At 38.4% G+C, this 19766-nt stretch carries 22 protein-coding genes; 13 read left to right on the top strand and 9 right to left on the bottom strand.

Going from position 1 to position 19766, the window contains the following annotated elements; translation table 11 throughout:
• Positions 1 to 7 precede the first annotated feature (7 nt).
• From J576_RS11730 to rplS, 6 genes are all read left to right on the top strand, one after another.
• Positions 8 to 484: a type IV pilin protein gene (locus J576_RS11730; RefSeq protein ID WP_002051756.1), complete on the top strand. Its 477-nt coding sequence runs from the start codon at positions 8 to 10 to the stop codon at positions 482 to 484.
• Positions 478 to 942, top strand: a complete 465-nt coding sequence (locus J576_RS11735) for a type IV pilin protein (protein ID WP_002051759.1) — start codon at positions 478 to 480, stop codon at positions 940 to 942. Before J576_RS11730 ends, J576_RS11735 begins: the two co-directional genes overlap by 7 nt.
• A 147-nt stretch (positions 943 to 1089) precedes the next feature.
• Entirely contained in the window at positions 1090 to 1341 is a 252-nt protein-coding gene (rpsP, locus tag J576_RS11740; protein ID WP_000260334.1) for a 30S ribosomal protein S16, read from the top strand.
• Between the two features lie 19 nt (positions 1342 to 1360).
• Positions 1361 to 1909, top strand: coding sequence for a ribosome maturation factor RimM (gene rimM / locus J576_RS11745; RefSeq protein WP_002051736.1), 549 nt, complete (start codon positions 1361 to 1363; stop codon positions 1907 to 1909).
• A 46-nt stretch (positions 1910 to 1955) separates the two neighbouring features.
• On the top strand, positions 1956 to 2711 hold the full coding sequence (gene trmD, locus J576_RS11750; protein WP_002051760.1) for a tRNA (guanosine(37)-N1)-methyltransferase TrmD: 756 nt from the start codon (positions 1956 to 1958) through the stop codon (positions 2709 to 2711).
• Positions 2712 to 2926: 215 nt separating this feature from the next.
• Positions 2927 to 3295: a 50S ribosomal protein L19 gene (gene rplS / locus J576_RS11755; protein WP_002051668.1), complete on the top strand. Its 369-nt coding sequence runs from the start codon at positions 2927 to 2929 to the stop codon at positions 3293 to 3295.
• 51 nt (positions 3296 to 3346) lie between these two features.
• Here rplS and J576_RS11760 read toward each other — a convergent pair whose 3' ends face one another.
• Positions 3347 to 4288, bottom strand: coding sequence for a lipase family alpha/beta hydrolase (locus J576_RS11760; protein ID WP_081400987.1), 942 nt, complete (start codon positions 4286 to 4288; stop codon positions 3347 to 3349).
• Positions 4289 to 4402: 114 nt separating this feature from the next.
• Positions 4403 to 5437 (bottom strand): lipase secretion chaperone, encoded by a 1035-nt coding sequence (locus J576_RS11765; protein WP_002051740.1) that lies wholly within the window; start codon positions 5435 to 5437, stop codon positions 4403 to 4405.
• A gap of 153 nt (positions 5438 to 5590) precedes the next feature.
• On the opposite strand from J576_RS11765, the gene truB reads away from it, so the two are divergent.
• The 3 genes from truB to J576_RS11780 all read left to right on the top strand — a co-directional run bounded on the left by truB (position 5591) and on the right by J576_RS11780 (position 7947).
• Positions 5591 to 6496, top strand: a complete 906-nt coding sequence (truB, locus tag J576_RS11770; protein ID WP_002051694.1) for a tRNA pseudouridine(55) synthase TruB — start codon at positions 5591 to 5593, stop codon at positions 6494 to 6496.
• 19 nt (positions 6497 to 6515) lie between these two features.
• Positions 6516 to 7292, top strand: a complete 777-nt coding sequence (locus J576_RS11775; protein WP_004711708.1) for a sulfite exporter TauE/SafE family protein — start codon at positions 6516 to 6518, stop codon at positions 7290 to 7292.
• A 211-nt stretch (positions 7293 to 7503) separates the two neighbouring features.
• Complete coding sequence (locus tag J576_RS11780; RefSeq protein ID WP_002051715.1) at positions 7504 to 7947, top strand: hemerythrin domain-containing protein; 444 nt, start codon at positions 7504 to 7506, stop codon at positions 7945 to 7947.
• 7 nt (positions 7948 to 7954) lie between these two features.
• On the opposite strand, the gene J576_RS11785 is transcribed toward J576_RS11780, so the two are convergent.
• From J576_RS11785 to serA, 3 genes are all read right to left on the bottom strand, one after another.
• Positions 7955 to 8818, bottom strand: a complete 864-nt coding sequence (locus tag J576_RS11785; protein WP_002051701.1) for an EamA family transporter — start codon at positions 8816 to 8818, stop codon at positions 7955 to 7957.
• Positions 8819 to 8908: 90 nt separating this feature from the next.
• Positions 8909 to 9793 (bottom strand): EamA family transporter, encoded by an 885-nt coding sequence (locus J576_RS11790; protein WP_025467927.1) that lies wholly within the window; start codon positions 9791 to 9793, stop codon positions 8909 to 8911.
• 98 nt (positions 9794 to 9891) lie between these two features.
• A complete protein-coding gene (gene serA, locus J576_RS11795) occupies positions 9892 to 11124 on the bottom strand; it encodes a phosphoglycerate dehydrogenase (RefSeq protein WP_002051786.1) in 1233 nt (410 codons plus the stop codon).
• 378 nt (positions 11125 to 11502) lie between these two features.
• Here serA and J576_RS11800 point away from each other — a divergent pair, with 378 nt between their 5' ends.
• Positions 11503 to 12912, top strand: a complete 1410-nt coding sequence (locus J576_RS11800; protein WP_002051720.1) for a D-2-hydroxyglutarate dehydrogenase — start codon at positions 11503 to 11505, stop codon at positions 12910 to 12912.
• 66 nt (positions 12913 to 12978) lie between these two features.
• Here the strand turns inward: J576_RS11800 and J576_RS11805 are convergent, their stop codons facing one another.
• On the bottom strand, positions 12979 to 13767 hold the full coding sequence (locus J576_RS11805) for a hypothetical protein (protein WP_002051696.1): 789 nt from the start codon (positions 13765 to 13767) through the stop codon (positions 12979 to 12981).
• Positions 13768 to 13952: 185 nt separating this feature from the next.
• On the opposite strand from J576_RS11805, the gene J576_RS11810 reads away from it, so the two are divergent.
• The gene (locus J576_RS11810) at positions 13953 to 14321 is read left to right on the top strand and encodes a hypothetical protein (protein WP_002051640.1); all 369 of its coding nucleotides are present in this window, start codon (positions 13953 to 13955) and stop codon (positions 14319 to 14321) included.
• Positions 14322 to 14364: 43 nt separating this feature from the next.
• Here the strand turns inward: J576_RS11810 and J576_RS11815 are convergent, their stop codons facing one another.
• Together J576_RS11815 and J576_RS11820 are read right to left on the bottom strand one after the other, a co-directional pair.
• On the bottom strand, positions 14365 to 14679 hold the full coding sequence (locus J576_RS11815) for a putative quinol monooxygenase (RefSeq protein ID WP_002051766.1): 315 nt from the start codon (positions 14677 to 14679) through the stop codon (positions 14365 to 14367).
• 13 nt (positions 14680 to 14692) lie between these two features.
• On the bottom strand, positions 14693 to 15280 hold the full coding sequence (locus J576_RS11820) for an NAD(P)H-dependent oxidoreductase (RefSeq protein WP_002051666.1): 588 nt from the start codon (positions 15278 to 15280) through the stop codon (positions 14693 to 14695).
• A gap of 221 nt (positions 15281 to 15501) precedes the next feature.
• On the opposite strand from J576_RS11820, the gene J576_RS11825 reads away from it, so the two are divergent.
• Both J576_RS11825 and craA read left to right on the top strand, forming a co-directional pair.
• Entirely contained in the window at positions 15502 to 15867 is a 366-nt protein-coding gene (locus J576_RS11825) for a hypothetical protein (protein ID WP_002051788.1), read from the top strand.
• 368 nt (positions 15868 to 16235) lie between these two features.
• Entirely contained in the window at positions 16236 to 17465 is a 1230-nt protein-coding gene (craA, locus tag J576_RS11830; protein ID WP_004884654.1) for a chloramphenicol efflux MFS transporter CraA, read from the top strand.
• 36 nt (positions 17466 to 17501) lie between these two features.
• Here craA and yccS read toward each other — a convergent pair whose 3' ends face one another.
• Entirely contained in the window at positions 17502 to 19652 is a 2151-nt protein-coding gene (gene yccS, locus J576_RS11835) for a YccS family putative transporter (protein ID WP_002048802.1), read from the bottom strand.
• Positions 19653 to 19766 lie beyond the last annotated feature (114 nt).

Consider the following 19766-nt stretch of genomic DNA (forward strand, 5'->3'; position numbering starts at 1 on the left):
ATAGGTGATGAAAGGTAAATTCACGTATTCTTTAGGCTTTACTCTTATTGAGCTAATGATCGTAGTCGTGATTGTTGCTATTTTTGCTGCAGTTGCAATACCTTCATACCAAGCTTATGTTTTAAGAGCGGATGCTTCACGTGCGCAGCAACAAATGCAACAGATCGCAGTGCAACTCTCACGTCAGAAATCTAGAAATTTTAATTACATAGGTTTATCTACAGGGGCTACAACCCCAGTAATTTTGCCTGTTGGGGCAACTGGTAGTGCTATTAAATACCGAATAACTGTGCGTGATGGTGACGATACAACGAAAACCTTAACAGATCCTACAGCTTTAGGGCAAAACTGGGTGATTCGAGCAGAGGCTTCAGATCCTAATAATTTTACTTATTTGTTTATTAGTAACGGATTACGTTGCAAGAATAAAGCCACTAGCAATGTTACTTATATAACTTGTGGCACTGGAGCTGAGCCGTGGTAAATAAAATAAAAGGCTTTACATTAATTGAGCTAATGATTGTTGTAGCTATTATCGCGATTTTAGTGGCGATAGCTTACCCCTCTTATCAAGAATATATTCGTCGTACTAATCGTGCGGATATGCAAACTACTTTGCAACAGATTGCTATGCAGATCCAACGCTACAAAATTGCAAATTTTAGGGTAACGGGAGCAACGAGTTCTGATTTAAATATTGCCACTTCTTATCCTATACAAGGCACACCTCTTTATACAGTCAATTTGGCTCCAGTGACAGCTGGCGCTTTAAATGCGGAAGCATGGATATTGACCGCGACGCCGATTGCAAATACTTCGCAGTCCGGTGATGGGCATATTGTTTTAAATTATCGTGGTGAGCGTTGCTGGACAAAGGGAACTGATATTAACAGTGGTACGGCTTGCGTTCCTTCTGCAACATCGAATTGGGATGGTAAATAAATTTAAATTCAAAACTGCGGATAACTCAAAATTTAATCTTTCTTTCAGGGTGAAAATCACGTAGAATGTCGCCCTCTATGAAAGGGGTTTGAAGTGTTGCCGATGGTCGGCGCAGGGATAATCCGTAAGAATTATAAGGCTTTTATTATGGTTGTTATTCGTTTAGCACGTGGCGGCGCAAAAAAACGTCCATTCTATCAAATCGTTGTGACTGATAGCCGCAATGCACGTGATGGTCGTTTCATCGAGCGTATCGGTTTCTTTAACCCAACTGCACAAGGTCAAGCAGAAAAACTTCGTTTAGACGCAGACCGTTTTGCTCACTGGGTTTCTCAAGGTGCTCAACCTTCTGAACGTGTTGCTTCTTTGGCTGCTCAAGCTAAAAAAGCTACTGCATAATTATTGTAGTAGGTAGCCCATGACACCAACACAGAATGTTCCCGAAGATCGTATTCAGATTGGACAGTTACGTTCAGCTTATGGATTAAATGGGTGGCTCTGGGTGTATTCCAATACGGAACCCATGAGCAATATGTTTGACTACTTGCCTTGGTACATTGAGACCAAGGCTGGTTGGCAAACAGTTGATGTAAAACGTTGGAAACCACATGGCAAAGGCTTAGTTGTCTCTTTAAAAGGTGTGAGTGATCGCACTGTAGCAGAGAGCTTGGTTGGCGCTAATATCTGGATTGCTAAATCTCAATTGCCAAAAGCAGATGTAGATGAGTACTACTGGTCCGATTTGAAAGGCTTAACGGTGTTAGGACTTGATGATGAAGAACAGGAAGTAAACTTAGGGCAAATTCATGAGTTATTTGAAACTGGAGCTAATGATGTGATGGTTGTACGTGCTACACCAGACAGCATTGATTCAGAAGAACGCATGATTCCTTGGCATAAAGACGTGGTACAACGCGTTGATCTTGAAGCTGGTCGCATTTACGTCAATTGGGGCGTAGATTATTAATCCTTTTTTAGGGGATTAACGCAGCAGGAAAATAGAGGAGTCTGCGGTGTTTTTTGCAGTCATTACGCTTTTTCCTGAAATGTTTGAAGCGATTACAGCCTACGGGATTAGCGGACGTGCAGCAAAGCGTGACATTGTACAAGTCACTTGTATTAATCCACGTGATTTTGCTGAAGGGAGTTACCGGAGAGTGGATGAACGTCCATTTGGCGGTGGTCCTGGTATGGTAATGATGGCCGAGCCTCTCGCAAAAGCAATTAACCACGCCAAACAACTTGCTTCGCAAGCAGGATGTGTTCATGTGCCTGTGGTATATATGTCTCCACAAGGCAAAACTTTAAATGAACAGGCAGTACAGCAGTTTGTTGATTATGACGGCTTGATTGTATTGTGTGGACGTTATGAAGGCGTCGATGAACGTTTGATCCAGCATTATGTTGATCAGGAATGGTCAATTGGAGATTATGTTTTATCTGGCGGTGAACTACCTGCCATGGTGTTGCTTGATAGTATTATTCGCCGTTTGCCGAATGTAATGTCAGATGAGCAATCAGCGATACAGGATTCTTTTGTAGATGGTCTTTTAGATTGTCCGCAATATACTAAGCCAGACCATTTTGAAGGTTTGGATGTCCCTGAAATTTTAAAATCAGGACATCATGCCAACATTGAAAAGTGGCGTTTTTTGCAGCGATATCAACGGACTTTAGAACGCCGACCAGAGTTGGTAGAAAAAGTAGAGTTGACTAAACAGCAAAAAAAATGGCTGAAAGATATACAAGGGAATAGCGGTAATTCTTAATTGCTATTCTCAAGAACGAAAGTTCTAACACAAGACGAGAAGCAATGCTTCGAGTTAAACCATAAGTCTATTTAAATTTATAGATTTATGTGTAATTAAGGCTCTTTACGATTGTCGTAAAGGGAAAGTTAAACGGGTTGATATGCGTTTTTAGCCTCTATCCCCAGCGGAAACTCAGACCTCTTCTGACTCCGCACATATTGGAGATTCCCACAATGAGTGGTAAACATCCTTTAGTTCAAGCTGTTGAAAATGCACAGTTAAAAACTGACCTTCCTGAATTTGCTCCTGGTGACACAGTAGTTGTTCAAGTTAAAGTAAAAGAAGGTGACCGTGAACGTCTTCAGGCATTTGAAGGTGTTGTTATCGCTAAGAAAAACCGTGGTTTGAACTCTGCGTTCACAGTACGTAAAATTTCTAGCGGTGTTGGTGTTGAGCGTGTATTCCAAACTCACTCACCAGTTGTTGCTAAAATCGAAGTGAAACGTCGTGGTGACGTTCGTCGTGCTAAACTTTACTACCTCCGTGACTTGTCTGGTAAAGCTGCACGTATTCGTGAAAAATTACCAGCTCGTAAAGCGTAAGCTTATACCGAGTAAAAAAATGCGCCTTTTGGCGCATTTTTTATTTGAAACTCATAATCCTTGTAGTTTTAACCGATTGGCATGTTGACGATAAACCGAGACTGGGTCTGCTGCAAAAATAGAACGTATACCAAGCACTTGGTTGACTTCATCTAAATGGTTCCAGTTATAGTCATCACGAATAGTCTTACCAAACTTGGCACTACATCTAGAAACTAGTCCATCATTATCCCCTAGGGGGTCAACAACCAAACTACTTCCTGTTAATGCAATATCAAAAGGATCTAATGGATTTGTGAGTGCTTTATTGCCAGAGAATGAATACATATAGATACCTTTCTCTTGATAAGCACCTTCACCACAAGACGTGGTAGGAACACCCATCGGAAATTGTGTATTAAACTGTGCCGAGCCTTGAGTTGAGAGGCTATGAGCGCCAGCTAAAGAGTCATGCGGATAACTAGTTGGATCTAGCCCTTCTGCCCAAGTAATCGCTGCTGAAAACCAGTTTACTAATGTTGCCAGTCCAGACAGAGGAGTACCCTCAACGTTCAGGATGACATCTGCCATTGGAGATCCTTTGTGAGGTGCTCCGATAGTAGTAAGTGAAGCAACTTTCTCTGGCATGATACCAGCGACATAGCGAACTGTTGGTCCCCCGTGACTATGTCCGATTAAGTTGACTTTAGGTTTTCCCGTAATAGCAATAATTTCTTCTACTTGTTGGGCAAGTTGTTCTCCGCGAACTTCGGTTGAGTTAAACGGTGAAACTCTTGTTGCCCAGACATTTCCTCCGTTACGCGCAAGGTCAGGAAGAATCTGATACCAATAATCAAGACCAAGCGTATCTGTCCCAACTCGGCTAAAACCGGCCATACCATGATTAAAAACCAATGGATATTTGGTTTGAGCATAATTCGAATAGACAAATGAGCTTTTTACTTGCTCTGCATTTGTGGCATGGGTTGCTGAAATACTCAGTCCTGAGAGTATTGCAGCACAGAAAAATATTAAGTTCCTTTTCATTTTTTACTCACTATTTTTATTTTGTATGAGCAGCAGCTGTTACTGCTGGATAAGGTTTGGCTCACTTTGAAATAGAAAAGCCTAATAGTTAAATGGTAGTTCACCTCCTTGGTCATGGACTTTTTCAAAAGTTTGAAGACGAAGTTGTTCCTGTGATGAGCTAAATTGTTGTTGGCGTAGTTGTTGAATTGCTTGATTTTTAGCACTATCACTCATATTGCTATTGAGAACTTCATCACGCTGTTTTAAGAAGCCTGTAACTCGCTGTTGCCAAGCATTACGCTGCGTATCTAAAGTTTCTAATCTTTGTGTTGCCTCAGCTCCTACAAGTGCTGTACGCATTTGACGCAGTTCCTCCGCTGAACCATTGCGAGCTTTAATTTGTTTGGTCAGCGTATGCAAATCATCAAGTTTTGATAGTTCTTGCAGATTTTGTTGCCAGTCTGCTGGTAGCTGTTCAAAGCGTTCTTTCAGCTTTTTAGCTTTTTCAATTTCACTTAAAGATGAATCTTCCAAAATTTTCATGCGATCTAATGTGTAGTTCTGATAGATATCTTCTGTTGAAAAGAGTCCTTCAATTTCAGATGCAGAGAAGAAACGTTTTCTAATATCTTGAATTGAACTAAAGATCTTTTGAAAATAATTTTGATCTTGTTGTTTAGATTGAGGTGGTTGAATTTGTGCAAGCTGCTCACGGTATTTTAAATAACGAGTCCACAAGTCAATAATCTGTGAGCGGGCTGGTTCTAAATACTGATCTTGTATGAATTTCTCAAAATGCGTTTTGACTTGTTGTAAATTAGATTCTCCATATTGTGTAATAAAATATTCAAAACAGTCACGGGTTTGGTTATTTACAACTAAATGTTGAGAACTATCAATTTTTAACTGGCAATTAACTTGAGTATCTTGCTGACTTTTACTTAAGTAAGCATTATCACTTGTTATTGAGTTTAAAGGTGTTTGATGAGTAGATGTTAAAGTTTTAGTCTCATCCTGATTGAACCGAGGTGAGCTACTTTTCGAATCGGGGCTTAGCCAATATACACATGCGATGAGGCTCAAAATAAAAAATCCGAGCACACACCACAATATCTTTTTCTGCATCCTTTGCATAAAGATATCTTCCTTAAGTTTTAATTTGTTGTTTTTTTACTCGATCATTAATGTGCCATAAAATAAGTGAAAACGCATCTAAATATTCTGAAAATATCTTGCCGAATTTGCTAACATGTCGGCACTTTTTTCTAGCTTTGTGTTCCAGTAAAAATGACGACAAAAAATCAAAAAATTTCTCGTCGCCATATCAGTGGTGTATTTCTATTAAATAAACCATTAGGGCTCAGTTCAAACGCCGCTTTGCAAAAAGTGCGTTGGCTGTACCGTGCCCAAAAGGCAGGCCATACTGGCGCATTAGATCCATTAGCGACTGGTTTACTTCCTATTTGTTTAGGAGAGGCCACTAAGTTTTCACATTATTTGCTGGACTCGACAAAGCGTTATCAGACGACTGTTCGATTAGGCCAAACTACAACAACAGGCGATGTTGAAGGCGATATTTTACAAGAACGTCCTATTCCGGTTCTTAGCAAAGAGCTTATTGAGCAAACTTTAGAAAAGTTTAGAGGCGACATTCAACAAGTTCCACCGATGTATTCGGCGTTAAAAAAAGAGGGTAAGCCGTTATATGAGCTTGCCAGAAAAGGAATCGAGATTGAACGTGAAGCGCGCCCAGTTACGATTTATGCTTTAGAGCTTATTGAATTTACCGAAAATAGTATCACTCTAGATGTAACCTGTTCTAAAGGAACATATATTCGTGTGCTAGGTGAAGATATTGGTGAGGCACTTGGCTGTGGTGGTCATTTGACAATGCTTCACCGTATTCAAACAGGGCATTTTGAGTTAATCCCAAGTTATACCATTGAATATTTAGAAAGCTTAACGGAAGAGCAAAGAGAAACTTTGTTACTACCAGTGTATGCGCCAATTGACCATTTCTTAAAAATTCAGGTTCCTGAAGGAAGGGAAAAATATTTTTGCAATGGTTTAGAAAGCAATATTGATCATTCTGCGGAAGCAGAAGTTTTGGTTTTTTCGGGTGAACGCTGTTTAGGTTTGGCTGAGATTACTGATAAAAAACGATTGGTACCTAAGCGTATCTTAAATTTGTAGTAGATGTAGAGTATAGAGCATGGGCATGGAATGGGATGTTATCCTTAGTTTGATCTTTTTTGCGTTTACTGCGGGAGCAATTGATGCTGCCGTTGGTGGCGGTGGACTCATCCAGATTCCCGGCATCATGAGTACTTTCCCGTCCATGCAGACTGCAACGGTTATTGGTACAAATAAAGTTTCATCGATTTTTGGTACTGCATCGGCGGCTTATACGTTTGCAAAAAGAGTAAAATTGCAATGGAAGCTTTTGGCAGTCATTGCCATTTGTGCCTTGATTAGTTCTTTCGCTGGCGCGGCTTGTTTGTCGCTTATCCCTCAATCGGTATTGCGTCCTTTTGTATTTGTAATGCTGATCGTAATTGCTATTTATACCTTAGTAAAAAAGAACTTTGGTCAAGTTCATACTGAGCAAAAAATTACTACGAAAATGCTAGTTTTAGCAGGTATTGGTAGTTTGGCGATTGGCTTTTACGACGGTATTTTTGGGCCGGGTACGGGTAGTTTCTTTATCTTTTTCTTTATCCGCTTTTTACAAGTCGATTTTTTACATGCTTCAGCATTGTCAAAAATCGGTAACTTCATGACGAATCTTGCTGCGTTGAGTTTTCTGATTCCAACTGGTCACGCTATTTTACATATCGGTTTAATGATGGCAGCTGCAAACGTTATTGGTTCTATTGTTGGGGTGCGTACCGCGCTTAAATACGGTAGTGGTTTTGTCCGTATTATCTTTTTAATTTTGGTGAGTATCTTGATTTGCCGTTTAGGGTATCAAATTTTTGTCACGGGCTAAAATAGTATTGAAAGTATGAGCTGTCTTTGAGTTCGGTTCATACTTTTATGTATCATTTAAAATTCGAAATATAAAAATCATTACAGAAATTTACTAGAAAGAGAACTGTGTAAAAAATAGTCTCATTTTAAGCTACGTAAACAATATAAATTTCAACGTATCATAAACCTTGAAATAAAAAAGATTTTTTAGCTAAAAAATGAGGAAGAGAATGAATATTTTCGAAGCATTAAGAGAAAGCCATGAAAATCAACGTAACCTTTCTGAACAATTAATCCAGACTCATGGTTTAACTGAAGAACGAAAACAATTATTTGATGCATTAAAAAATGAACTCTATGCTCATTCAGTTGCCGAGGACCGTTATTTGTATATCCCTTTAATGTTTGACGATGTGGGTTTGGATATTACTCGACATGCCTTATCTGAACATCATGAAATGGATGAGTTGGTTGAACAGCTTGAAAAAACGGATATGAGTAGCCCAAGCTGGTTGGCCACTGCCAGACAGTTAAGTGAAAAAGTTCATCATCATTTAAAAGAAGAAGAGCATAAATTTTTTCAACAAGCTGGAAAAATTCTTAAAGACAGCGAAAAAGAAACGCTCGGCAATAAATATTTAAAGGAATATAAAAAGTATAAAAAGCAGCAGTAGATTAAACCTATGCAGCTTTTTTAGTACTTCTTAAAGTAACTCCAATCGAGGCCAGCATTACGCAAGCCAAAGCCACCCATTGCAGCATGCTGATTTCTTCGTGAAGTAATAGGAAACCCGTTAATGCTGCCAATGCTGGCGCTAAACTCGTTAGAGTGCCATAAGTTAATTTATTGAGTTGTTTGAGTGCCATTAAGTCGAGTGCATAGGGAATTGCAGTTGCTAAAACAGCGATAAGTAATGCTTTACCCCAGTACTGTGTCTCAAGTAATGCAGGCGCATTATGCCAAATACCAATTGGTAGTAATGCAAGTGCAGATACGCCGATTCCAATTGTTAATGCATGCATTCCTATATTCTGAGTCACAACTCTATGGCCGAAATAAATATAGAACGCCCAGCAAAGCCCAGCACCTAGAGCACATGCTGCACCTATATATGAGAAATGGTGCTGAACTGGGTTTTGCCAAGGTACCATAAGTGCAATACCTAACATGGCAAGCGCTACCCAAATGTAGTCGCTCTTTTGTTTAATCGAAAGAAGCGCAAGACCTAATGGACCAATAAACTCTAATCCAACAGCAATCCCTTGAGGTAGTTTTCCAAGCGACGTATAAAATAAAATATTCATTAACCCTAAAGATGCACAGTACATCAATAAATCACGCCATTTTAAGTAGGGTAAGCGCGACCAGATTTTCCAAGAGCGAAACATGACCGCAACAATAACTGTGGCAAAACATAACCTTAAGATAGTAACGGTAAGAGGGTCCAAAGCTGCAATAAGTTGCTTGGCAAATGAGGCGCTGATTTGATATGAGACCATCGACAAAATCATGTATAGCACAGCAATAATTGAAAGATTTTGCATGGACATACCTTAACGCTTCATTTGATATTTAAAAAATAAGAGTGATTAATTATAGCCAATATTGTGTTTTAACCAGCAGGTTTTATAGCGTTAACCTGCTGTTTTTTCACGTTGTTGACGAGCTTTCTGGGTCGTTATGGTACAACCGACGGAAGCAGTAATAATTGTTGCGAGCGCCAACCATTGGTTCCATAACAGATATTCGCCTAAAAATATAAAGCCAGAAAGGGCCGCAACTGCAGGTTCTAGGCTCATCAATGTTCCAAAGCTTAGTGGGGTTAAATTGCGTAGTGCTAACATTTCTAAAGAAAACGGAAGCGCACTGGCCAAAATTGCTAAGCCAATAAAATAAAAAAGATAGGGCAGCTCTATAACTTGAGTAATTGAGCCTGAAAAAAATGTAATTGGTAAAAGTATGCAAGCACCTATAGCCATACCTAAACAAACGGTGTGATTACCTGAAATTCCAGAAGGTTTTTGTCCTGCAATAATATAAAGCGCCCAACATGCGCCCGCACTCATTGCAAATAAAACGCCGATCCAATCCAAGCTATGAGCTTGATTAAAAGGAAATAATAAAATGAGTCCAAGAATTGCGAAAGTGACCCATACAAAATCATATTTTTGGCGAGCATGATATAAAGCCACGCTTAATGGGCCAATAAATTCAAATGCAACTGCAATACCAATGGGTAAACGTTCAAGAGATAAATAGAAAAGAGCATTCATGCCTGCAAGAGCAAAGCCATAAGCCAAAATCGCTTTCCATCGAACCTGACTAAAATTAATTCGCCAGATTTTAAAAATAAAAGCCAGAATACACGCTCCAATACATAAACGCATTGCAGACACTGTTAAAACGGGAAAGCTCTGAAATAAAACTTTAGCTAACGATGCGCTACTTTGAACGCTCAACATAGCAAGAATAAGGAAGCCCAAAGCATGGAGCTGGGATTTCTGGCTTGGACTGGACATTTTATTATTTGTTCAATTGGTATACTTTTCACATGATAATGTAAATGCCCATAAAAAAGCCACAGACAATGCTGTGGCTTTTAAATTTACAGTTCGAATTAGAACAATACGCGTACGCGAATGGTACCTTCAACTTCGTGTAATGTATCTAAAGCTTCTTGAGATGCAGAAGCGTCAACATCCATAATGAGATAACCAATGTCACCTTTAGTCATAAGAGACTGACCAGAAATGTTGATGCCTTGTTCAGCAAACAAGTTGTTGATTTTAGACAATACACCCGGTACGTTTTTATGGATGTGTAGTAAACGGTGTTGACCCGCTGTTAATGGCAACGCGATTTCTGGGAAGTTTACCGCAGAAAGTGTCATACCCTTGTCAGAGTAAGCAACGAATTTCTCTGCTACTTCTAAACCGATGTTTGCTTGAGCTTCCATCGTTGAACCACCAACGTGAGGAGTCAAGATCACGTTGTCTAAACCACGAAGTGGAGACTGGAATTCTTCGCCATTTGCTTTTGGTTCTTTAGGGAATACGTCAACCGCTGCACCAGCAAGGTGACCAGATTTGATTGCATCAGCTAAATCTTCGATTACTACACATGTACCACGTGCAGCATTTAAGAAGATTGCGCCTTCTTTCATTTTTGCAAATTGTTCTTTAGTAAAGAAGTTACGTGTAGACGGAACATCTGGTACATGCAAAGTCACAACATCAGCAGTTGCTAAAAGTTCATCTAAAGAACCAACTTGGCGAGCATTACCCATTGGTAACTTAGTGACTGCATCATAATAAATAACATGCATACCCATGCTTTCAGCAAGAACTGAAAGTTGAGAACCGATGGAACCGTAACCCACAATACCTAAAGTTTTGCCACGAGTTTCAAAAGAACCCACAGCAGATTTGTCCCAACCACCACGATGACAAGCCGCTGACTTTTCAGGAACACGGCGAAGAAGAAGAATCGTTTCAGCAAGTACGAGCTCTGCTACCGAACGCGTATTTGAATACGGTGCGTTGAATACAGGAATACCACGTGCCATTGCTGCTTTAAGATCAACTTGGTTTGTTCCGATACAGAAACAACCTACTGCGATCAATTTATTTGCAGCTTCGAAAACTTCTTCAGTCAATTGGGTACGCGAACGAATACCAATAAAGTGAGCATCTTTAATTGCTTCTTTAAGCGCTTCGCCTTCAAGAGCAGTTTTACGATAGTCAATATTGGTGTAACCCGCAGCGTTTAAAGTATCGACTGCGTTTTGGTGAACGCCTTCTAACAAAAGGAAACGGATTTTATCTTTAGGTAGTGAAAGATGTTGGCTCATTACGGCTCCGCTACAAAGGCCAAATTTGGTGGCGGTATAATAACATACTGGGCAGCGCTATAGATATTTCGTTTATACCATCGCCTTATGGCAATTTTATCTATGTCTAATCACTTCTGTTTATGGCTTGCCGAGCGCTATGAAATATGCTTGGTATTATTAAAGGCTTAGATTTTCCTTTAGAGCCTTATAAAAACACATTTATTGGTTTTAAACATGTTTTGTAGTGACAGTATCTCTATTATGAACTTTATCGCTTGTGCGGTTACATGTAGAATATAGAAGTTCCTTGAACATTATGGCTTTGCTCAGGTGAAAACCTTGAGAATATGAGGTCATAGTCCCACCACAGTTTACTTCTTGCTAGGTCTGCAAACGATGAATGCTCCAGTCGCTTTAACACCTGAGTTACTCACCCAATTAACAGCAATCGTTGGTGAAAACCGTATTAAAACCGATGCTGATAGTCTCGAAAACTGGGGTAAAGATCATACCAAGCATTTTAATCCGAACCCATCGGTCATCGTTTTTCCATCAACGACTGAACAAGTTCAGGCAGTTGTAAAACTTGCGAACCAGTTTAATGTCGCGATTACGCCATCTGGTGGCCGTACTGGTCTCTCTGCTGGCGCAGTAGCAACCAATGGTGAAATTGTCATTAGTATGGACAAAATGAACCAGATTCTTGAGTTCTTCCCGGCAGATCGTATGGTGCGTGTTCAAGCTGGTGTTGTGACTGAGCAATTGCAGAATTATGCAGAAGAACAAGGTATGTATTATCCGGTTGACTTTGCATCAGCGGGTTCTAGTCAGATTGGCGGTAATATTGGTACCAATGCTGGCGGTATTAAAGTCATTAAATATGGCATGACACGTAACTGGGTGCTTGGTTTAACTGTTGTTACTGGTAAAGGCGACATTTTACGTTTAAACAAAGGCATGGTTAAAAATGCAACTGGTTATGCATTACAGCATTTGTTTATTGGTGGTGAAGGTACATTAGGTTTAGTGACCGAAGCAGAAATTAAACTTGAGCGTCAACCACAAAACTTACAAGTTTTAGTTTTAGGTGTTCCTGATTTTGATGCAGTGATGCCTGTATTACATGCATTCCAAAAAGATATCGACTTAACAGCATTTGAGTTCTTTGGTGAACTTGCAATGCAAAAAGTTTTAAACAATGGTCATGTACAACGTCCATTTGAAACCGAATGTCCGTTCTATGTATTGCTTGAGTTTGAAGCACCATACGAGCCGATTATCGACAAAGCAATGGAAATTTTCGAGCACTGTATGGAGCAGGGCTGGGTACTTGATGGCGTGATGAGCCAAAGCCTTGATCAAGTAGAGAGTTTATGGCGTTTACGCGAAGATATTTCTGAATCAATTGCACCGTTTATTCCATACAAAAATGATATTTCTGTATTAATTACTCACGTACCTGCATTTATTCGTGAGATTGATGCAATTGTTCAAGAGAACTATCCTGATTTTGAAATTTGCTGGTTCGGTCATATCGGTGACGGTAACTTGCACTTAAATATTTTAAAACCTGAAAACTTAACCAAAGATGAGTTCTTTGCGAAGTGTCAGGTGGTAAATAAATATGTATTTGATACCGTGAAAAAATACGATGGTTCAATCTCTGCCGAGCATGGCGTAGGTATGACGAAAAAGCCATATTTGGAATATTCGCGTTCTCCTGAAGAAATTGAATATATGAAAGCTTTGAAAAAAGTATTTGACCCGAAAGGTATTATGAACCCGGGTAAATTATTTGATCTCTAATACTTTATTAAATAAAAGAAGTTCTGCTAAAAGCGTATCGTAAGATGCGCTTTTTTATTAAATTTTTTATTTCTTGTATGCTTTCCAACCTGTCAGGATATGATAAATTAACGGTAAAAGACTAAGAGCAAAAAAACTACAAAGCACAATGGCCCATAGAGGTAAATCCCTTGGATTACCTAAAAAGAAATAGGCAAAAATAGAATAAGACAACATTGAAAACATCGCCATTGTTCCAAGTGGAAGCATGACTTTAAAAATTAACATGCTAGCAAATGTTTTGTAGGGTTCCATGTCGCGCTTTAGACTGTAGGCAATAATCATGAGCAATACATAACCTAAAATAAATAGCATAAATAAAGCGGCTGCGAACAATAGAATTGTTCGCCAGCTCTTTTCTTGCGCTGTGTAATCACCAGATTCATAAACAACAGTAATATGTTCACCAACTACAGGCATATCAACAGAGCGAACTGAATTATCTAAAGTTAGAGTTCTATTTTGATTATCTTTAAATTGAACCTGAGCAGTATGCATGAGTGTTTTAGTTTTATATTTACGCCCATTTGAGTCTGTGCGTTCAGTATCTACCCATTCAGAAGTATAACTCACTACAGTTGCATCGTAAGTTGGTTTGGTTGCTAAGCCGTAGACTGCCTGAGAAACCCAATAAGTAAATGGGAAAAATAAAGCACTAATACTAAAAACCACGGCAAATAAATAAGCAAATTCAAATTTACTACTTTTACGATTTTTAGCTAAACGCTTGACCCAAAACTTGGTGAGTACAAATGACCAAATCATCAAAACTGCAACGACCACCAAGAAAACTTGTCCCGCATAAGTCAGTTGCATAACGATCCTATTTGTTATGTGTATTTGAAATTAATTTTATCAAACGATTGTCATTAAAGTTGAGTAAGCAAGAACAAATATTTGGTCTGTAAAAGAGTAGCCATACTTACAACTACATAGTTTCTACAGAGTAACCGAGCAAGGCATAGCATCATAAAGCTATGCCTTTTGTTTTGGTGATAAAGATGCAACGTTTATTTTTAATTTCGGCACTTTGTGCTGGACTTTTCACTGGGTGTGCGACGACCAGTAAATTAATTCCATTTGTGGGTTCGGAAACCCCAATGCAACAAGTACTTAAAGCTCAACCTGAGATTGTAAAAGAGCACAATAACACCTCAGTTCAGCAAGTGTTTAACCGTGTAGAGTCTCCGACTGTTTCTCGTATTACGGTCATTCAAACAGGTTTAATGGATGACTCTGTTTCAGCTATTCGTACAGAATATTCATTTAAATTAGTCGATGAAAAGTGGCAATTGCAAAATAAGCAAAAGAGCTACCAATGTGCGAGAGGAAAAAATACTAAAGGTTTCCAAACACAGCTTTGCTCATAAAAATAAAAAGACGATAAATATATCGTCTTTTTTACCCTTTAAATTATACGCCACTCTCTAAAATTCTAATTTTGACATCAACGACATCATCTTTGACTGCTTCATGATGCGCTTGCATATGAGGTGTAGCTAAGTGTGCTTCAAGATGAGCCACGCTTTCCCATTTTTCTAACATAACAATCGTGTCAGGCTCTTGAGTCTGGAAGCTCGCATTTGATTTATGGTCAATTAAAGGTTCATAACCATGACAACCTTCTTCTGCTAAAACAGTTGGAATGATTTTCTGAAATGCATCCAATACGTTTTGGCGGTGCTGTCCACCCGATTGAATACGAATTTCCGCAATAATGGTAAGCATTGTGTTCTCCTTATTAAGCTGCTGCAAATACAGTGTTTAGATGTGCTTTATATTCTTCAACGTAACTATCAATGTCAGGCATTTTAATCACATCGTTTACAATGAAAGTTGGCAGAGTGCTCATACCTAAAAACTGATTGGCTTTATGAAATGGTAAATAAACACCATCTACACCAACGCCGTGGAAGAACTGATCCGCATCGTCAAATGCCTCCATCGGTGCATTCCAAGTGAGTGACAGCATATATTTCTTGTCATGAATTAAACCACCTGAACCATATTTTTTTGAGGCATCAGAGCGGCTACGACCATCGTTTGCATATAATGAACCGTGACCTGTCGTAAATACATCATCAATATATTTTTTTACAGTCCACGGTGCACCCATCCACCAGCCGGGCATTTGATAAATCACGACATCTGCCCATAAGAATTTTTCTACCTCAGCTTCTGCATTGTAGTCGCTATCTGCACGAGTGACTTGTACGTCATGGCCTAGTTCAGTGAGATGGTCCGTTGCCAATGCCGTGAGTGTGTCATTTAATTCACCATTTGAATGCGCAAATTGTTTAGCGCCATTAATGACTAAAATATTGCTCATGGACGTTTCTCTAATTCAATTCTTAAACTTGAGCGATACTTTAGAGAAGTTACTCTTAGAGAAAAATGCAGTAATTGGAAAAATATTATTGAGTAAAAATCACTAATATGGACTGGATATATTGTATTTATGCTTTACTTGAAAGATATATTTTACAAAGTTGAACGGAAAAAATTGTTTGTAGCCTTTAGCATCAAGGTGAAGTTGTGGTGGAGTTGAGTATGAAAAAAATTGGTTTACTCATGATGTGTAATTTATTGGTTCTGAGTGCATGTACACCGAATACAAACCCACCTACACCTCAAGCTAATAGTCCGATACAAGCTGTTTTGATCGATCAACCAAACCTTTTAAATAACGCAAGTAATTTAAGTATTTCACAGCAAATGAATGCTTTGGATGATGCTTCTAATGCACAAGTAACTATTTTACAAACTGTGCCTAGTGAAGATGCTATATCAAAAACACGTACTGAATATTTATTAAAACGTGATCAGACCATTTGGAAAATCGTAAATAAAAAGCAAAGCTACCAATGTACAAAAGGGCAGGAAACAACAGATTTTCAAGTTAATCCTTGTCCTTAAGGCTGAATCCTTAGAAGATATGTGGATAACTTTAGAGTTATTCACAATATAAAAGTGGGTTGAGGTTAAGCAAAATATAGAATTTAAAATGGTTGGAATTGTCCGATTGATGATCAATATAAAAAGTGATATTGTGTCATCCGGCAATTAAGCCAAATGGTAAAAATTACCGAATCTCACGTCATACATTTTTTCTTGTCTTAGACACCTTGTGAATACGGTGTTTCACATTCTAAACATGCACTCTCACGGCATATAACAGCTTAACTAAAGATTGACTGACCATACTGTCATCGTCATGACTACATTATTTATTTCAATATGTAGTTACTGAGACATTTTGGCCGCTATTTTGAAGTGTACAACTCATGAATAATATTCAAACGACAGCGTTGAACCGTACAACGTTGATGTTTCCTTTAGCTTTAGTGCTATTTGAATTTGCGGTTTATATTGGTAATGACCTGATTCAGCCAGCTATGTTGGCAATTACTGAAGATTTTGGTGTGAGTGCAACTTGGGCACCGTCTTCAATGTCATTTTATTTATTAGGTGGTGCATCTGTTGCATGGTTACTTGGGCCTTTATCAGACCGATTGGGGCGTAAGAAAGTTCTTTTAACTGGTGTATTATTTTTTGCCTTGTGTTGTTTTTTAATTTTATTAACAAGACAAATCGAACACTTTCTGACATTACGTTTTCTACAAGGTATTGGGCTAAGTGTAATTTCAGCAGTCGGATATGCGGCAATTCAAGAAAATTTTGCCGAACGTGATGCAATTAAAGTCATGGCACTCATGGCAAACATCTCATTGCTTGCGCCCTTGCTAGGACCTGTACTTGGAGCCTTCTTAATTGATTATGTATCTTGGCACTGGGGTTTTGTGGCAATTGCTTTACTTGCACTGCTGAGTTGGGTTGGCTTAAAGAAACAAATGCCGAGTCAGAAGGTAAGTGTGACCAAACAGCCTTTTAGTTATCTTTTTGATGACTTTAAAAAAGTATTTAGCAATCGGCAATTCCTTGGTTTAACGCTAGCCTTACCGCTTGTCGGTATGCCGCTTATGCTTTGGATTGCATTATCGCCAATTATTTTGGTCGATGAGCTCAAGCTAACGAGTGTGCAATATGGATTAGCTCAATTCCCAGTATTTTTAGGTTTAATTGTAGGTAACATCGTTTTAATTAAAATTATTGACCGTTTGGCTTTAGGTAAAACAGTCCTGATTGGTTTACCAATTATGCTCACTGGTACAGTCATTTTAATATTAGGTGTTGTTTGGCAAACCTATTTAATTCCTTGTTTACTTACAGGAATGACACTCATTTGTTTTGGTGAAGGAATTAGTTTCTCAGTGTTGTATCGCTTTGCACTGATGTCATCTGAAGTGTCGAAAGGAACTGTAGCTGCTGCTGTTTCAATGCTATTAATGACGAGCTTTTTTGCAATGATTGAGCTTGTACGTTATCTCTATACTCAATTTCACTTATGGGCTTTCGTGCTATCTGCTTTTGCATTTATTGCCTTGTGGTTTACTCAACCACGCTTGGCCTTAAAAGAGGAAATGCAGGAAAGAGTTGCACAAAATTTACATTAAAAAAATACCGGAATTTATATTCCGGTATTTTTTATTCTACTTAATTTCTTGCTCTAAAAGTTTGTTTTTAAGGGTCAACAACTCAGGCAAGGTTTCTAATAGTAAGCTCATTTGTTTTAACACGAGCGTGTAGCTTTCTGAAAAGTCTTCATGAGTTGTTAAGCTTTGAATTTGCTTTAAAGTTTGCTCAATAAAATTCAAGTCAACAGAAACTTGTTCAAATAAACTTTGGTTAAGAATTTGCTGGCAATCCAGTAAAAGCTGTAATACCTGTTGATCTTCAATTTTTTGTCTTTGGCTACCTAATGCTGCGACATAACTCAACTGGCTATGACTATAAACTAAATAACGAAAGGCGTAATGAATCAGCTCCGGTTTCGGGTTGGGCTCAGCACTTAAGCTCGAAATCATATTCGAGAGCTCAATTTGTGCATTATGTGCAGCACGGCGAATTCTACGATATTCAATGTCCTGATTTTTACCATGCTGGTATTGCTCAACAATCATATTGAAATAATCCAGTGTGGCTTGGCTACTTTTTTTAATATTGTTTGGAATATTACGAAAGTTCCAGTCTGGCCATATAAAATTAACAGCAAGCCATGCAATAAAGCAGCCTAATAAGGTGTCGATTAGACGAGGTAAAATAATACTGAAACCTGCACCTTTTAAGTTGAAAATGAGCAATACCATTAAGGTTGCCATCAGTGTTGCCAACGCATATTTCTTCTGGCGCAAGTAGAAAAAGCTCACTCCACAAATAATAGTGAGAATGAGTTGACCTTCAATGCTTGGAACAAAATACAAAATAGGAATACCCCATAAAACGCCAAGTAAGGTTCCAATTGTTCTAAGCTTTAAACGGCTTTTGGTTGCAAAGTAAGTAATTTGGCAAACAAATAAACTAGTGAGTAAAATCCAGTAGCCATGTTGGGCAAAAGGTAATAGAGTAATTGCGTAACCCGCAGCAAACACAACCGCAATTCGTATTGCATGTCTAAATAGGGCAGATTGTGGTGTTAGTTGCTGGCGAATTTTTAAAACAAGGTCAGAAAAACCTTGAATATCATCATCTAGTAAATTGAGGTGTTCTTGTTTGTTTTGACTTAGCGTTTCATTAAACGGCTGAGCATATTGAAGCTGTTCAAATTGTTCATGCATGTCTTTTAAATTATTAAAAATCAATTTTAGATTTTTAACTTCAAAATTTTGCGGGTGTTGTTGTATCCAGTCTTTTAAAGAACTTTCCAGATGGTTTAAAACAATTTGTCCTTCTTGAGAAGACTGATATTGCTGATTATGCAAAATACATTGGGCTAAATCGTGGCAAGCTTGGGCCTGTAGACGCAGATTTTTTTGAAAACGGAAAATAAGATCACTACGGCTAAAGTTTTGTTGAATATGTTCGTAGTGTAGATAATTAGAAGTCGCTTGTTCATGTATATCGCGGGCAAAAAAGTACAGATTTAACCAGTAAATACTTTTATTACTGACTCGTGATGCCTTAAGACGAGTTAGCAGGGAACTACGTATTTGGTTAAGACTTTGCGCGACTTGCGTATTTTGGAGTGATAATTCAAATAAAAGCTGTTCAACATTTTCTTTATTATCAGGATCGAACAAGCGTGCTTTAGCTTGAAGTAAGGCAGAGATTTCTTCAAAAATTTGCGAAAGCTTATCTTGTAAAGGAAGGGTTGGTTTTAAAAGAAAAAATAAAATAGAAGTTAGACCGTACCACAGTGCGCCATAGACAAAATAAGTAGGCTGTTGATACCAGTGAGCATATTCTCCTAAACCAAACATGCTATAAATTGAAAGTAAAATTGTACCAAAAGAAATGGTAGCGTAGCGCTGACCTAAGGCGCCCAATAAAATGAAACAAGCACTTGAAATTGAAAGATATAAAATAAATAAAAGTTTATAGGGTGCTAAAAATCCAAGAATAGTGCTGACAGTAAAAAAGAGTAGGCAGACATACAGTAAGTTGCGTAAACGAAGACTTAAGCGATCATCAAAATCTGTTAGTGCTGCGGCAATCGCACCTAACGTTACAGGAACAATGAGTTCGTTATGACCCAACCACAGTAAGCCTAAAGTTGTGCCTGTGAGTACAATTAAAATTTGCAGGCAGTAAATTAAAATTGAATTCGCTTTAAAACGATTAAATATTTGAGTCAAATAATTCACGGCTTTTTTTCTAAGTGAGAGGGTACGTGATAAGGGATATTTAAATTTTTATTACTTGAAAAATATTATGCGTTTTATTTAAAAAAGTCAGTTTGTTTTTAAGATTTTATAATA

Origin of the sequence: Acinetobacter sp. 766875 (assembly GCF_000582055.1) — a bacterium.
GTDB classification, from domain to species: domain Bacteria; phylum Pseudomonadota; class Gammaproteobacteria; order Pseudomonadales; family Moraxellaceae; genus Acinetobacter; species Acinetobacter nosocomialis.

Coding starts and splice junctions, on each gene's coding strand:
- truB (WP_002051694.1), top strand. CDS start 5,591: ATGACGACAAAAAATCAAAAAATTTCTCGTCGCCATATCAGTGGTGTA.
- J576_RS11765 (WP_002051740.1), bottom strand. CDS start 5,437: ATGCAAAGGATGCAGAAAAAGATATTGTGGTGTGTGCTCGGATTTTTT.
- J576_RS11800 (WP_002051720.1), top strand. CDS start 11,503: ATGAATGCTCCAGTCGCTTTAACACCTGAGTTACTCACCCAATTAACA.
- serA (WP_002051786.1), bottom strand. CDS start 11,124: ATGAGCCAACATCTTTCACTACCTAAAGATAAAATCCGTTTCCTTTTG.
- J576_RS11815 (WP_002051766.1), bottom strand. CDS start 14,679: ATGCTTACCATTATTGCGGAAATTCGTATTCAATCGGGTGGACAGCAC.
- J576_RS11820 (WP_002051666.1), bottom strand. CDS start 15,280: ATGAGCAATATTTTAGTCATTAATGGCGCTAAACAATTTGCGCATTCA.
- J576_RS11785 (WP_002051701.1), bottom strand. CDS start 8,818: ATGCAAAATCTTTCAATTATTGCTGTGCTATACATGATTTTGTCGATG.
- rimM (WP_002051736.1), top strand. CDS start 1,361: ATGACACCAACACAGAATGTTCCCGAAGATCGTATTCAGATTGGACAG.
- rpsP (WP_000260334.1), top strand. CDS start 1,090: ATGGTTGTTATTCGTTTAGCACGTGGCGGCGCAAAAAAACGTCCATTC.
- J576_RS11780 (WP_002051715.1), top strand. CDS start 7,504: ATGAATATTTTCGAAGCATTAAGAGAAAGCCATGAAAATCAACGTAAC.
- craA (WP_004884654.1), top strand. CDS start 16,236: ATGAATAATATTCAAACGACAGCGTTGAACCGTACAACGTTGATGTTT.
- rplS (WP_002051668.1), top strand. CDS start 2,927: ATGAGTGGTAAACATCCTTTAGTTCAAGCTGTTGAAAATGCACAGTTA.
- J576_RS11825 (WP_002051788.1), top strand. CDS start 15,502: ATGAAAAAAATTGGTTTACTCATGATGTGTAATTTATTGGTTCTGAGT.
- J576_RS11805 (WP_002051696.1), bottom strand. CDS start 13,767: ATGCAACTGACTTATGCGGGACAAGTTTTCTTGGTGGTCGTTGCAGTT.
- J576_RS11790 (WP_025467927.1), bottom strand. CDS start 9,793: ATGTCCAGTCCAAGCCAGAAATCCCAGCTCCATGCTTTGGGCTTCCTT.
- J576_RS11775 (WP_004711708.1), top strand. CDS start 6,516: ATGGGCATGGAATGGGATGTTATCCTTAGTTTGATCTTTTTTGCGTTT.
- J576_RS11730 (WP_002051756.1), top strand. CDS start 8: ATGAAAGGTAAATTCACGTATTCTTTAGGCTTTACTCTTATTGAGCTA.
- J576_RS11810 (WP_002051640.1), top strand. CDS start 13,953: ATGCAACGTTTATTTTTAATTTCGGCACTTTGTGCTGGACTTTTCACT.